The organism is Nonomuraea sp. NPDC052265, assembly GCF_044547985.1.
In the GTDB taxonomy this organism is placed as follows: Bacteria; Actinomycetota; Actinomycetes; order Streptosporangiales; family Streptosporangiaceae; genus Nonomuraea.
In genome coordinates this window covers 30,660-44,263 of the sequence record NZ_JBIUBJ010000025.1, presented here as the reverse complement: position 1 = coordinate 44,263, position 13,604 = coordinate 30,660, and the positions used below count along the sequence as shown (strand labels likewise).

General features: G+C 72.1%; 12 protein-coding genes. 4 read left to right on the top strand and 8 right to left on the bottom strand.

What is annotated here, in order from left to right:
- Positions 1–4: 4 nt before the first annotated feature.
- The 3 genes from ACIHAD_RS42030 to ACIHAD_RS42020 all read right to left on the bottom strand — a co-directional run bounded on the left by ACIHAD_RS42030 (position 5) and on the right by ACIHAD_RS42020 (position 2,730).
- Positions 5–820, bottom strand: a complete 816-nt coding sequence (locus tag ACIHAD_RS42030; RefSeq protein WP_397360406.1) for a carbohydrate ABC transporter permease — start codon at positions 818–820, stop codon at positions 5–7.
- Positions 766–1,443 (bottom strand): ABC transporter permease subunit, encoded by a 678-nt coding sequence (locus tag ACIHAD_RS42025; RefSeq protein WP_397360404.1) that lies wholly within the window; start codon positions 1,441–1,443, stop codon positions 766–768. Before ACIHAD_RS42025 ends, ACIHAD_RS42030 begins: the two co-directional genes overlap by 55 nt.
- Before the next feature lie 153 nt (positions 1,444–1,596).
- Positions 1,597–2,730, bottom strand: a complete 1,134-nt coding sequence (locus ACIHAD_RS42020; RefSeq protein WP_397360403.1) for an ROK family protein — start codon at positions 2,728–2,730, stop codon at positions 1,597–1,599.
- A gap of 170 nt (positions 2,731–2,900) precedes the next feature.
- Here ACIHAD_RS42020 and tdh point away from each other — a divergent pair, with 170 nt between their 5' ends.
- The 4 genes from tdh to ACIHAD_RS42000 all read left to right on the top strand — a co-directional run bounded on the left by tdh (position 2,901) and on the right by ACIHAD_RS42000 (position 7,252).
- Positions 2,901–3,929: an L-threonine 3-dehydrogenase gene (gene tdh / locus ACIHAD_RS42015; RefSeq protein WP_397360402.1), complete on the top strand. Its 1,029-nt coding sequence runs from the start codon at positions 2,901–2,903 to the stop codon at positions 3,927–3,929.
- On the top strand, positions 3,929–5,101 hold the full coding sequence (locus ACIHAD_RS42010; protein ID WP_397360401.1) for a glycine C-acetyltransferase: 1,173 nt from the start codon (positions 3,929–3,931) through the stop codon (positions 5,099–5,101). Before tdh ends, ACIHAD_RS42010 begins: the two co-directional genes overlap by 1 nt.
- Before the next feature lie 13 nt (positions 5,102–5,114).
- Entirely contained in the window at positions 5,115–6,017 is a 903-nt protein-coding gene (locus ACIHAD_RS42005) for a LysR family transcriptional regulator (protein WP_397360400.1), read from the top strand.
- A 77-nt stretch (positions 6,018–6,094) separates the two neighbouring features.
- Positions 6,095–7,252, top strand: a complete 1,158-nt coding sequence (locus tag ACIHAD_RS42000) for an MFS transporter (RefSeq protein WP_397360399.1) — start codon at positions 6,095–6,097, stop codon at positions 7,250–7,252.
- A 6-nt stretch (positions 7,253–7,258) separates the two neighbouring features.
- Here the strand turns inward: ACIHAD_RS42000 and ACIHAD_RS41995 are convergent, their stop codons facing one another.
- The 5 genes from ACIHAD_RS41995 to ACIHAD_RS41975 form a co-directional block, all read right to left on the bottom strand.
- Positions 7,259–8,866 carry a GTPase family protein gene (locus ACIHAD_RS41995; RefSeq protein ID WP_397360398.1) on the bottom strand — a complete coding sequence of 536 codons (1,608 nt, stop codon included), beginning with the start codon at positions 8,864–8,866 and terminating at the stop codon, positions 7,259–7,261.
- Positions 8,863–10,650: an ABC transporter gene (locus ACIHAD_RS41990; RefSeq protein ID WP_397360496.1), complete on the bottom strand. Its 1,788-nt coding sequence runs from the start codon at positions 10,648–10,650 to the stop codon at positions 8,863–8,865. Before ACIHAD_RS41990 ends, ACIHAD_RS41995 begins: the two co-directional genes overlap by 4 nt.
- A 108-nt stretch (positions 10,651–10,758) precedes the next feature.
- Entirely contained in the window at positions 10,759–11,418 is a 660-nt protein-coding gene (locus tag ACIHAD_RS41985; RefSeq protein ID WP_397360495.1) for a response regulator transcription factor, read from the bottom strand.
- Between the two features lie 74 nt (positions 11,419–11,492).
- Positions 11,493–12,905: a sensor histidine kinase gene (locus tag ACIHAD_RS41980; protein WP_397360397.1), complete on the bottom strand. Its 1,413-nt coding sequence runs from the start codon at positions 12,903–12,905 to the stop codon at positions 11,493–11,495.
- Positions 12,905–13,597: a response regulator transcription factor gene (locus ACIHAD_RS41975; RefSeq protein WP_352361663.1), complete on the bottom strand. Its 693-nt coding sequence runs from the start codon at positions 13,595–13,597 to the stop codon at positions 12,905–12,907. The genes ACIHAD_RS41980 and ACIHAD_RS41975 overlap by 1 nt, the downstream gene beginning before the upstream one ends.
- Positions 13,598–13,604: the final 7 nt, after the last annotated feature.

Here is a 13,604-nt window from a genome sequence, read left to right as displayed (position 1 = left end):
GTTCTCAGCCCTTGATGGCGCCGGTGAGGACGCCCTTGGTGAAGTACTTCTGGAGGAAGGGGTAGGCGAGCAGGATCGGCACGAGCGCGATGATGAGCACCGCCATCTGCACCGATGAGGCGGGCAGGTCGCGCACGATCGCGACGTCCGAGCCCGTGGCCGAGGTGCCGCGGAAGATGAACTGCCGCAGTACGACCTGGATGGGGTGCTTGGTCTGGTCGTTGATGTAGAGGATCGCGTTGAAGAACGTGTTCCAGTACGAGACCGCGTAGAACAGGCCGACGACGGCGATGACGGCCTTGGACAGCGGGATCGCGATCCGCCACATCATCCGGAACTCGCCGCAGCCGTCCATGCGGGCGGCCTCGAACAGTTCCTCGGGCAGGTTCTGGAAGAACGACCTGACCACGACCACGTTGAACGCGTTGACCAGCACCGGCACGATGAGCGACTGGTAGGTGTCGATCATCCCGAGTTCCTTGACCATGAGGTAGCTCGGGATCATGCCCGGCGTGAACAGGAACGTGGCCAGCACCATGAGCAGGATCGGCTTGCCGCCGAGCATGCCGCGCCGCGACAGCGCGTAGCCGAGGAAGACCGTGCAGATCAGGCTGAGCGCGGTGCCGGTGAGCGTGATGCCGATGCTGATCAGCACCGACCGGGTGACCGCGCCGCCGGACAGGATCAGCGTGTACGCCTCGAAGGTCGGGTGCGAGGGCCAGAGCACGTAGCTGCCGCCGTTGGCGATGCTCTCGGCGCGTCCCATCAGGCTCGTGCCGACGGCCAGCCCGAGCGGATGCCGGGCAGCGTGACGTGCCACAGGCGGCGCTTCCAGTCGGCGCCGTCGATCGCGGCGGCCTCGTACTGGCTCATGTCGATCGCGGTGATCGCGGCCAGGAAGATGATCGTGCCCCAGCCGCAGTCCTTCCAGATGACCTGGGCGGTCACGAGGAGCTTGAACGTGTCGGCGTTCGACATCAGGTTGCCGATGGTGACGCCGTGCGAGTTCAGGAACGAGCTCACCGTGCCGGCGCCACCGATGACCTGCTGGAACATCGCCACCACGACCACCCACGACAGGAAGTGCGGCAGGTAGACGACGGTCTGGATGAACCGCTTGACGCGGTGGCCGATCAGGGAGTTCAGCAGGAGCGCGAGCGCGATCGGGGCCGGGAAGTAGAGGACGAGCTGCAGCGCCGTGATCTGCAGGGTGTTACCGACCGCGCTCCAGAACTCGGGCTCCTCCAGCAGCATCACGAAGTTGTCCAGCCCCACCCAGGGGCTGCCCGCGATGCCGAGGAACGGCGCGTAGTCCTTGAAGGCGATGACGTTGCCCAGCAGCGGCACGTAGAAGAAGGCCACGAAGTACAGGACGCCGGGCAGGCACAGAACCAGCAGCGTCCAGTCGCGCTTCAGCCGCTCAAGCAGGGTGACAGCGGCCACACGCTCACCTCCAGTCGGGTCGGGATGGCTGGAGGCTAGTACCGATTTATGCAAATAACTAGGTTAAAGCGATCAGTTCTGAGCATGATTGCTGGATCGATGTCGCTCAGCGACATGTCTGTGACAGAACGGTTATCTAATTATCCAACTCGGCTACGTAAAGAGCAGGCGGTCCGCCTGGTCGAGGGCGAAACGGACGGCGCCCAGCGTGATGCACTCGCTGCCCAGCCCCGACGCGACCACCTCGGGCGGATAGAGGCAGTACTCCTCGAACAGCTCGCGTACCGGCTCGACCAGCAGGTCTCCGGCCGAGGACAGGCTGCCGCCGATGACCACCATGTCCGGGTCGAGCGGGTTGACCACCGTGATGAGCCCGGCGGCCAGGCCGCGCGCGAACTCCCTGACCGCCCGGCCCGCCCGCTCGTCGCCGGCGCGGGCCCTGGCGATCGCGAACTCCGCGCTCTGCCTGCTGGAGCGCAGCTCCCCCGGCTCCACGGCCATCGCGTACTCCAGGACGTGCCGGAAGGCCGTCCAGTTGTTGTGCGGCTGGGCGCCGATCTCGCCGCCGGCCGCGTGCGCCCCCCGGTACGGCCGGCCGCCGATGAGCAGGCCCATGCCGATGCGGTCGCCCGTGAACAGGTAGACGACGTCGTCACGGCCCTGGGCCGAGCCCCGCCAGTGCTCGGCGAGGACGGCCAGGCGCATGTCGTTCTCGACGAGCACCGGCGCCGGGATGCGGGCCGACAGCTCGCCCTGAAGGTCGAGACCGGTCCAGTCGGACAGGGCGACGCTCTTGACGACGCGCCCGGAGCCGTCGACCGTGCCGGTGGTCCCCACGCCGACGACGGTGACGTCCGCGAGTGTCAGCCCGGCCTGGGCGGCGGTCGCCGTCGCGAGCCTGACGATCTCGTCGAGCCGCTCGGCGGCGGGCATGTCGCGGTGGTTGGGCGCGCGGCGGGTGACGGTGATCGTGCCGTTCAGGTCGGCCAGCATGGCGCGCAGGCTGGAACCGCCGATGCCGACGCCCAGCACGTGCCCCGCCGAGGCGCGGAACCTGAACCGCTTGGCCGGACGTCCCCGCTGGCGGTCGCCGGCCTCCTCCTCGCACTCCTCCGCCCAGCCCTCGGTGACCAGGTCGTCGACGATGACCTCGGCCGTCGGCCTGGACACCCGGGCCGCCCTGGCCAGCTCCGACAGGGTGGCCACGTCGGCCTCGCGCAACACGCGCAGGATGGCCGCCGAGTTGAGCTTGCGCAGGAGCGAGGCGTCGCCGCTCTGCTGTCGCACCGATACCTCCGAGTCGACGGACAGGTCATCTTCAAGCTTATTTCGTAATTGTGCCTGGTCCCGCTGCCGCGTGAAGCTGAGCTGTGGGGGCACTTAAGAATCCCTCGATGGACAGGTTCCGAGGGGAGCGGGCACAGTGCGTTAGGTTCGGAACAGGGGGAAGTGAAGCGATGAAAGCGCTGGTCAAGCAGAAGGCCGAACCCGGCCTTTGGCTGGTGGACGTGCCGGAGCCCGAGGTCGGGCCGGGTGAGGTGAAGATCCGGGTGCTGCGTACCGGCATCTGTGGCACCGACCTGCACATCCGCAAATATGACGACTGGGCGCGGCACACGCTGAAGCTCCCGCTCGTCGTCGGGCACGAGTTCTGCGGCCACGTGGTCGAGGTCGCGCCCGGCGTGGAGGACATCGCCGTCGGCGACCTGGTGAGCGGCGAGGGCCACATCGTCTGCGGCAAGTGCCGCAACTGCATGGCCGGACGCCGCCACCTGTGCCGCAACACGGTCGGCCTCGGCGTCAACAGGGACGGCGCGTTCGCCGAGTACGTGACGCTGCCCGCCTCGAACGTCTGGGTGCACCGGGTTCCCGTTCATCCCGACGTGGCGGCCATCTTCGACCCGTTCGGCAACGCCGTGCACACCGCGCTGTCCTTCCCCCTGGTCGGCGAGGACGTGCTGATCACCGGCGCCGGCCCGATCGGGCTCATGGCCGCGGCCGTGGCCACGCACGTCGGCGCGCGCAACGTGGTGATCACCGACGTCAGCGACGAGCGCCTCGACCTGGCCGGCAAGCTCGGCGTCTCGCTCGCGATCAACGTCTCCAGGTCGTCGATCGACGAGGGCGTGCGCCAGCTCCACATGCGGGAGGGCTTCGACGTCGGGCTGGAGATGTCCGGTAACCCAGGAGCCATGCGTGACATGATCGCGAACATGACGCACGGAGGGAAGATCGCGATGCTCGGTCTTCCCGCCGAGGAGTTCGCCGTCGACTGGGCGACCGTGGTGACCTCGATGCTCACGATCAAGGGCGTTTACGGCCGGGAGATGTTCGAGACCTGGTACAACATGTCAGTCCTGCTGGAAAAGGGGCTCGACCTCTCCCCCGTGATCACTGATCGATTCCCGTACCACGACTTCGACGCCGCCTTCGACACGGCCGCGAGCGGCCGTACGGGCAAGGTCATCCTCGATTGGAGCGCTTGATGTTCACGAACGTGCGCGAGCAACTGCGTGCGACGCTCGACGAGATCACCGAGGCCGGGCTGCTCAAGCCCGAGCGGGTGATCACCACCCCGCAGAGCTCCCAGGTCGGCGTGGCCGGGCGCGAGGTGCTGAACTTCTGCGCCAACAACTACCTGGGCCTGGCCGACCACCCCGAGGTGGTCGAGGCGGCCAAGCAGGCGCTCGACCGCTGGGGCTTCGGCATGGCGTCCGTACGGTTCATCTGCGGCACCCAGGAGGTGCACAAGGAGCTCGAATCGCGCCTGTCGGACTTCCTGGGCATGGAGGACACCGTCCTCTACAGCTCGTGCTTCGACGCCAACGGCGGCGTGTTCGAGACCGTGCTCGACGCCCAGGACGCGGTGATCTCCGACGCGCTCAACCACGCGAGCATCATCGACGGCATCCGGCTCTCCAAGGCCCAGCGCTTCCGCTACGCCAACCGTGACATGGCCGAGCTGGAGGCCAGGCTCAAGGAGGCGTCCGACGCCCGCCGGCGGCTGATCGTCACCGACGGCGTCTTCTCCATGGACGGCTACCTCGCCCCGCTGCGCGAGATCTGCGACCTGGCCGACCGGTACGACGCCATGGTCATGGTGGACGACTCCCACGCCGTCGGCTTCGTCGGCCCCACCGGCCGCGGCACGCCCGAGCTGCACGGCGTGACCGACCGCGTCGACATCATCACCGGCACCCTGGGCAAGGCGCTCGGCGGGGCCAGCGGCGGCTACGTCTCGGCCCGCAAGGAGATCTGCGAGCTGCTGCGCCAGCGGTCGCGGCCGTACCTGTTCTCCAACTCCCTGGCCCCCGTCATCGCCTCGGCCTCGCTGCGCATCCTCGACCTGCTGGAGACGTCCGGCGAGGCGCGCGAGCGGCTGCGCTCGAACACCGCGCGCTTCCGCGGCGAGATGACGAAGGCGGGGTTCGACATCCTGCCGGGCGAGCACCCGATCGTGCCCGTGATGATCGGCGACGCCGCCGAGGCCGGAGCCATGGCCGAACGCCTCCTCGACCTGGGCGTCTACGTGATCGGCTTCTCCTACCCGGTCGTCCCGCACGGCCAGGCCAGGATCCGCGTGCAGCTCTCGGCCGCCCACTCCACCGAGGACGTCGACCGCGCCGTGGCGGCGTTCGTGCAGGCTCGCCAGGGTTGAGTATCCTCGCTGCGTGATTGACACGCGGCGGCTGCGCACACTGCGGGCGGTGGCCGACCACGGCACGGTCACCGCCGCCGCGGCGGCGCTCCACCTGACCCCCTCGGCGGTCTCCCAGCAGCTCGTGGCGCTGGAGCACGAGGTGGGCCACCGGCTGTTCACGCGTGACGGCCGGGGCGTCCACCTCACCGCCGTCGGCAAGATCATGCTGGGGCACGCCAACGAGGTGCTGGCCCAGCTCGAACGCGCCGAGGCCGAGGTGGCCGCGTACACCACGGGCCAGGCCGGCGAGGTGACGGTGGCCTGCTTCGCCACCGCGATCAGCGCCGTGCTCTCCCCCGCCATCGCCGCCCTGCGCGCCACCACGCCCGCACTCAAGGTCCGGGTGCGCGACGCCGAGGGCGACCACAGCCTGGCCATGCTGCTCGACGGCGGGGCCGACCTGGCCGTGACGGTCGAGTACCGGGGCGGGCCCGACGCCGCCGACCGCCGGCTGTCGCGCATCCCCCTGTACGCCGAGCCGTTCGACCTGGTCCTGCCCGAAGGCCATCCGGGGGCGGGGTCGGCCACGCTGGTGTCGCTCGCCGCCGACACCTGGATCGGCCCCTACCCGGGCAATCCCGTGCACGACGTCATCACCTTCGCCTGCCAGCAGGTGGGCTTCACGCCCAACGTCGTCCACTGCTCCGACGACTTCCGGGCCGTGGTGGCGCTGGTGGGGGCGGGCGCGGGGGTGGCGCTCGTACCGCGGCTCGCGCTCCGGGACATGGCGCTGGCCGGGGTCGTGGTGCGCCACACGCCGGGGCCCGACCGGCGGGTCTTCGCCGCGACCCGCCGAGGCTCCGACGCGCATCCCCTGCTCCGCCCCCTGCTGTCCGCCCTGAGTACGGTCGCCGCCTCCCTCACCTCCGACTGACCGTCCCTGGAGAGCCGGGGGCGCGATGCCCTTCCGGTTGGCGATCTTGGGGTTAGCGTGGGCGTATGGGGATGGACATGCCGTATCGGGCTCTGGTTCGGATGCCCGGGGTCGGGGCGCAGGCTTTGTTCGGCTTCCTCTCCCAGCTCACGCAGCAGGTCGCGCCCGTGGGCATGGTGCTGGTCGTGCAGACGGCGACCGGGTCGCTGGCGCTCGCGGGGACGTGCGCGGCGGCGTTCTCGGTGGGCGCGGGCATGGGCAGGCCCGTCCAGGGGCGGCTGATGGACCGGCGCGGGCCTCGGGCGGTGCTCACGGTGACGGCGTTCCTGCACGTCGCCGCGCTGATCGCGCTGGTCGCGGTGGCGGTGGGCGGATGGCCGGTGTGGACGTCCGTGGCGCTGGCCTGGGTCGCCGGGGCCGGGCTGCCGCCGATCTCGGTGAGCATGCGCGTCGAATGGGGGCGGCGGGTGACCGACGACGCCCGTACGGCCGTCTACAGCCTGGTCTACCTGGTGCAGGAGCTGGCCCTGCTCGTCGGGCCGCTGCTGTTCGGGCTGGTGATCGCGGTGGCCTCGTCCTCGCTGGCGCTGGGAGTGGTGGCGGTCGCCGCGGGGGCGGGCACGCTGGCCTTCTCGCGGGCGCTGAGGGCGGACGGGGCGGCTCCCGTACGGGAGGGCGGCCGGGTCTTCGCGGACCGCCGGATGCTGGTGCTGCTGGCCGTGGTGCTGCTGCTCGGCGGGGCCATCGGCGCGCTGCAGGTGGGGGTGCCCGCGATGGCCGCCGCCCGGGACGTGCCCGCCGCCACCGGGCTGCTCGTGGCGGCGCTCTCGCTGGGCGGCATCGCCGGGGCGGCCGGGTACGCGGCCCGTACGTGGGCGTCCTCGCCGGCGGCGCGGCTGGTGGGGTTGATGCTGGTGCTCGGCGTCGTGCTGGCGCCACTGGCGGTGGTCTGGGCGTTGCCGGCGTTCTGGGCGGTGCTGTTCGCCGGGGGGCTGGTGCTGAATCCGGCGCTGACGACGTCGTCGCTGCTGGTGGACCGGTTCGCGCCCGGGGCCCAGGGGGAGGCGTTCGGATGGTTGTCCACGGCCCTGGGGATGGGGGCCGCGGCGGGATCGGGGGTGGCGGGGGTGGCCGGGCAGTGGTCCGGGGCGTCGGCGCCGTTCCTGGTGGGCGCGGCGTCCGCCCTGCTGGGCGCCCTGCTCGCGATCCCCCTGCTCGGCCGGAAGAGGGCGTGACGGCGGTCAGGAGCGGGCTGTGGTGACGGCCTTGGTGAAGCGGGTGTAGCGGTCGAGTTCGGCCGTCACGGGGTCCAGCACGTAGTTCTCGGCGACCTGGCCGACGGCCGCGCGCAGCGCCCGCGCCGTACGTCTGGCCCTGCGCCGCCCGCCCGCCCACGCGGCCAGGCGGGACAACAACGCGATCACCACCCCGGCCAGCGCGCCGCCGGCCAGCAGCACGGTCGGCCACGGAACCGCGCCCAGGGTCGGGAGCGGCGGCTGCGGCAGGCGCAGGTAGTCCATCCCGAACAGCACGCCCAGCCACAGGGCACCCGCCGCCATGATGGCGAAGACGACCCATTGGAGCACGTTCACCATCCGCCACCATCGCGGCCTGCGGGTGGTCCCGGCGGTGGTGCGGCCCACGACCCGGTCCACCGCGTCGGCCAGTTCCGGGGCGCGCGAGCGCGCGGCCTGCCGCACCGCCGCCGCCCACGGGCCGGGCAGGTCCGCCGCGGCCGCCTCGCCGACGTCCCTGATCGCCGTCTCGACCTGCGTCCGCTGTACGGCCGACGCCGCCGGCACCGACGTACGCCCCACGACCTCCTTGCCCGGCCGTCCCACCCCGATCCTGAGCCTGCGCAACGGGTCGGGCCGGAACCTGCGCAACCACCGGGTGACCGGCCAGCCGGTGGCGACCACGGCACGGTGGCGGTGCCCCTTGGCCACGGCCTCCAGGACCAGCGGCACCCCGGCGGCCCGGGAGAGCGCGCCCGTGAGCCGCCGGTCCAGCCCCGCCACCCGCCTGACGCCGGGGTCGGGCGGCGGGCCGTCCGCGGCCAGGTGGCCGGCGGCGGCGGTGACGTCGGCGGCCAGGCGGGCGGCCCACGACCCGCGCTCGGCGACCCGGTCGGCGAGGATCGAGCGGAGCTCCGGCAGGCCGGCGCCGGTCCTGGCGGAGACCGGCAGCACCGGCACGCCCGCGAGCCCGTCCTCCTCCAGCAGGCGGCGCAGGTCGGCCACGCAGCGCTCCACAGCCTGTGGAGGCAGGCGGTCCACCTGGTTGAGCACCACCAGCATCACGTCGCGATGTCCGGCCAGCGGGCGCAGGTAGCGCTCGTGCAGGGCGGCGTCGGCGTACTTCTGGGGGTCGACGACCCAGACGAGGAGGTCCACCAGCGCCACCAGGCGGTCCACCTCTAGACGGTGGGAGAGCCGGATCGAGTCGTGGTCGGGCAGGTCGAGGAGGACGAGACCGGACATCCCGGGCGCCTCGGCGGCGGAGTGGCGGCGCGGGACGTCGAGCCAGTCCAGCAGCGGGCCGGCGCCCTCGCCGTCCCACAGGGCGGCCTGGGCGGTGGAGGTCGTGGGCCTGGTGACGCCCACGGCGGCCAGGTCCTCCCCGGCCAGGGCGTTGTAGAGGGAGGACTTGCCGCTGCCCGTCGCGCCGGCGAGCGCGGCCACGGTGTGGTCGATCGAGAGGCTGCGGCGTGCGCCGGCCCGTTCGGCGACGGACCGCGCGGCGGACACGTCCTGCTCGGGGAGGCGTCCCTCGGCCAGTTCGGCGGCCTCCAGCAGGGCCGCCAGCCGGGAGTCGAGCGAGGGCCCCTCCTTGCGGCGCAGCAGCTTCACGGCCCCTCCCCACGGTCGGGCGCGGGCGACTCGGCCGCGCGACCGTCAGGAGCGGGCAGTTCGGCGGTGGGGGCGGCCGGGGCGGGGAGTTCGGTGCGGTGGTCGTGGATCGCGCGGGCCGCCGCGCGCAGGGCGTCGGCCGTGCCCCCGGGCGGTTCGACGGTCTCCAGCCGGACGGTGAAGCGCGCGGCCTCCTCCGCCAGCAGCACGCGCACCCGTTCCCGCAGGTCCTCGCGGGCCCGCGTGGTCAGCGAACGCACGGCCTGGTCGCCGAAGACGGCCTCCAGCAGCTTCTGCGACAACACGCTCGTCCCGCCCGCGATGCCGACCTCGATCCCGGTGAGCCCGCCGGTCGAGGCGAACACGGCCAGCATGAGCAGCAGCCCCGCCCCGTTGACGCCGAACGACGCGAGCCGCGCGGTGGTCCGCTTCTCCGCCCCCTCCTCCCGTACGAGGTCGAGGACGAACTCCTGCCAGCCGCGCACCGCCGCCTCGGCCCGTCCGCCCAGGTCGGGAGAGGCCCGGCCGAGCCGCGCGGCCTCCATGGCGCCGAGCCGGTCGAGCAGCCCGCCCCCGCCCGGCGCGGCCGACCACCCTTCGCGCGCGCGTTCGGCCGCGCCGTCGGCCGCGCCCCTGATCAGCGACTCGACGCCGCTCTCCAGGGCGTCCTTGAGCTCGACGGCGGGGGCGCGGCCGGTGAAGAAGCCGACGATCCGGTCACGCAGCCACCCCACCCGGCTCTCCAGGGACCGCATGAGGTCGCCGGTGCCGATGAAGTCCTGCCAGCGGGCCAGCACCTCGCCGCGCAGCAGGGAGCCGTCGCGCATGCCCTCGTCGAAGTCGGCCATGCCGCCCGCGTACGCGCCGGTCACGATCGTCCGCAGCCCGTCGAAGGCGGCCTGCTGACGCTCGACGGCCGTGGCCAGCGCGGGGACGCGGGTGTCCAGGCTGTCCAGGGCGCCCGACAACGTCTGGCGGACGACCCGGGACCGCTCGGCGGCGTCGGCGGCCAGCCCGGTGAGCCAGGAGACGATGGGCCGCACCGACTCCTCCGGCAGCCGCGCCTTCTCGTCGGGCAGCGCGGCCTCCGGCACGGTGAACAGCCGGGTGCCCGACAGGCCGTTCTCCGCCAGGAGGCGGTCGAGGTCGCGGGAGACGGGCTCGACGGCCTCGGGCGCGATCCGGTCGAGGACGACGGCGAGGGCCGTGCTGCGTTCGCGGGCCGAGCGCAGGAAGCTCCAGGGCACCTCGTCGGCGTACCGGGCGGCGGTGGTGACGAACAACCACAGGTCGGCGGCGGCGAGGAGCTGCGCGGCGAGCTCCCGGTTGGAGGTCACCACGGAGTCGATGTCGGGGGCGTCGAGCAGCGCCAGCCCGGCGCCGAGCGCGTCGGAGACGACCACGCGCAGCGCGCCCGAGCCGCCGGTGGCGCCGGTGGCGCGGGACAGGCCGGGCAGCACGTTCTGGCCCGTGAACCAGTCGCGGTCGGCCGGGCTGACGACGAGGGTGGGCACCAGCGTGGTGGGCCGCAGTACCCCCGGCTCGGCCACGTCGGCCCCGACCAGCGAGTTGACCAGCGTGGACTTGCCCGCCCCGGTGGATCCGCCGACGACGGCGAGCAGCGGCGCGTCGATCGCCCGCAGCCGCGGCAGCAGGTAGTCGTCGAGCTGACCGGTCAGCTCGCGCAGGGCGCGCCGGTCCGCCGCGGCCTCGCCGATCGCCAGCGGGAACAGCTCGCGATCGAGCGGGCGGCGCAACGACTCCAACGCCCCCAGCAGCTCCATAGGTGCCAACCCCGCTTCCCGCGGTACGCCGCTCGACACCTCGCGCCCGCAGGTCCACGCTACGGTGAGCGTCCGGGACGGTCCACAGCGCATGGGCGCCGGCCGGGATCAACCGGCGGGCGGCGGCTCCCTGAGCACGTACCCGACGCTGCGCAGGGTGTGGATCAGGCGGGGCTCGACGTCGTCCACCTTGCGCCGCAGGTAGGAGACGTACGACTCCACGACGCCGGCGTCGCCGCCGAAGTCGTAGTTCCACACGTGGTCGAGGATCTGCGCCTTCGACAACACCCGGCCGGCGTTGACCATGAAGTAGTGCAGCAGCTTGAACTCCGTCGGGGACAGTCGTACCTGGCGGCCGGCCCGCCAGACCTCGCGGGCGTCCTCGTCCAGCTCCAGGTCGGCCACCTTGAGCCGGCTGGCCGGCGCCCCCTCGGCCCTGGTACGGCGCAGCACCGCCCGGATCCTGGCCTGCACCTCCTCCAGGCTGAACGGCTTGGTGACGTAGTCGTCGCCCACCCGGAGACCGGCGATCTTGTCCTCGGTGGCGTCGCGGGCGGTGAGGAACAGCACGGGCGCGTCGATCCGCCTGGCCACCTCGAACCCGTCCAGGTCGGGCAGCATGACGTCGAGCACCACGAGGTCCGGCGAGGTGCGTTCGGCGACCTCGACGGCCTCCTGCCCGTCGGCGGCGGTCAGCACCTCGAACCCGGAGAAGCGCAGGCTGGCGGAGAGCAGGTCCCTGATGCTGGGCTCGTCGTCCACCACCATGATCAACGCCTCGCGGAGCTCGGGTTTTGTCACGATTCCAGGGTGGCGCAGGCACCTGAGGGTTAGCTGAAGGCTCACTCCAAGGCGAGTGGGAGTTCGACCCTGAAGGTGGAGCCCTCCTCGGGCGAGCTGGTCAGCGTCACGGTCCCGCCGTGGGCCTGGACGAGCGCCTGCACGATGGCCAGGCCGAGCCCGCTGCCGCGGTCCTCGGAGGAACGGCGGCGGCTGCGCGCGGAGTCGGCGCGGTAGAAGCGTTCGAAGACCCGCTCGACCTGCTCGGGGGGCAGGCCGGGGCCGCTGTCGGCGACCTCGGTGAAGACCGTGTCGTCGGTCGCCCCGGCGCGTACGACGATGGGGGTGCCGGGCTCGGTGTGCACGATGGCGTTGGTCATGAGGTTGCTGATGACCTGCCGCAGGCGCACTTCGTCGCCGGAGACGATGAGGGCCGCGCCGCCGACCACGTCCAGCTTCACCGTACGGTCGGGGGCGAGGATCCTGGCGTCGTGCACGGCGTCGGCGACCAGGGCCAGCATGTCCACCGGGCGCATCTGCAACGGGCGCTGCTGGTCCACCCTGGCCAGCAGCAGCAGGTCGTCGACCAGCAGGCTCATGCGCCCGGCGGCCTTCTCCACGCGCTGCATCAGCTCGGCGGGATCGGCGCCGGGGTTCTGGCGGGCGTACTCGGCGAAGCCGCGGATCGAGGTCAGCGGGGTGCGCAGCTCGTGGGAGGCGTCGCCGACGAACTGGCGCATGCGGTCCTCGGAGCGGCGGGCCGCCGCCTCGGACGCCGAGCGCGCGGCGAAGGCGGTCTCGATCTGCGCCAGCATGCCGTTGAGCGACCTGGCCAGGCGGCCCACCTCGGTACGGGGGTCGGCGTCCGGCACCCGGCGGCCGAGCTCCCCGCCCGCGATGGCCTCGGCGGTGCGCTCGATCTGGCCGAGCGGCCGCATGCTGCGGCGGACGATGGTGACGCCCGCGACCGCCAGGATGAGCAGGATGCCGCCGCCGCCGAGCAGCTCGATCAGCACGAGCCGCCGGGTGATGGCGTCCACCTCTTCCAGGTCCACGGCGACGACCAGCGTGCGGCGCTGGATGACGCTCTGCAGCACCCGCCACTCGCCGTCGCCGCCGACGGCGGGCGCGGTGTAGGCGTCGGCGCCGGGCGACTCGCGCAGGACGGGCTTGGGCTTGACGTCCACGTCGCGGTCGCGCAACATCGGGACGAACTCCTCGCCCGGCTCCTTGACCAGGGCGATCGCGTCGGACTCGATGAGGATCGGGCGGTCGGGGGTCTCCCTGTCCCGGCGCCAGTCGCTCACGACCTTCTTGTGCATGCGCACGCTGAGCAGGTTGAGCTGGCTGTCCACCCGGTCCATGAGGTAGCCGTGCAGCACCGAGACGCTGACCAGGCCGACGAAGGTCATGCCGCAGCCGAGCAGCGCCAGCATCGCCGCGATCAGCTTGACCCTCAGCGGCAGGGCTCTCATCAGGGGCTCGGCGGCAGGCGCAGCACGTATCCGACGCCCCGCAGGGTGTGGATGAGCCGGGGGCTACGGTTGTCGATCTTCCTGCGCAGGACGGACACGTACGACTCCACGATGCCCACCTCGCCCCTGAAGTCGTAGTCCCAGACGTGGTCGAGGATCTGGGGCTTGGACAACACGCGGCCGGCGTTCGTCATGAAGTAGCGCAGCAGCTTGAACTCGGTCGGCGAGAGCGACACGGCGTTGCCGCCGCGCCAGACCTCGTGGCTCTCCTCGTCCAGCTCGATGTCGGCGAAGGTCAGCCTGGGCGGCGCGGCCTGCGCGTCCCCGCTCGTACGCCGGAGCACCGCGTGGATCCTGGCCACGACCTCCTCCAGGCTGAACGGCTTGGTGACGTAGTCGTCGCCGCCGATCGTGAGCCCGCGGATCTTGTCCTCGGTCTCGTCGCGGGCGGTCAGGAACACCACGGGCGTGTGCAGCCCGCCGCTCCGCATCCGCCGGACGATCTCGAACCCGTCCAGGTCGGGCAGCATGACGTCGAGGACGACGAGGTCGGGCCGGTGCCGTTGCACGGCGTTGACGGCGTCGAGGCCGCTCTTGGCCGTGGTGACGTCGAAGCCCGCGAACCTCAGGCTCGCGGCGAGGAGTTCGAGGATGTTGGGGTCGTCCTCGACTATCAGCAGGCGTGATTCCATCACATCC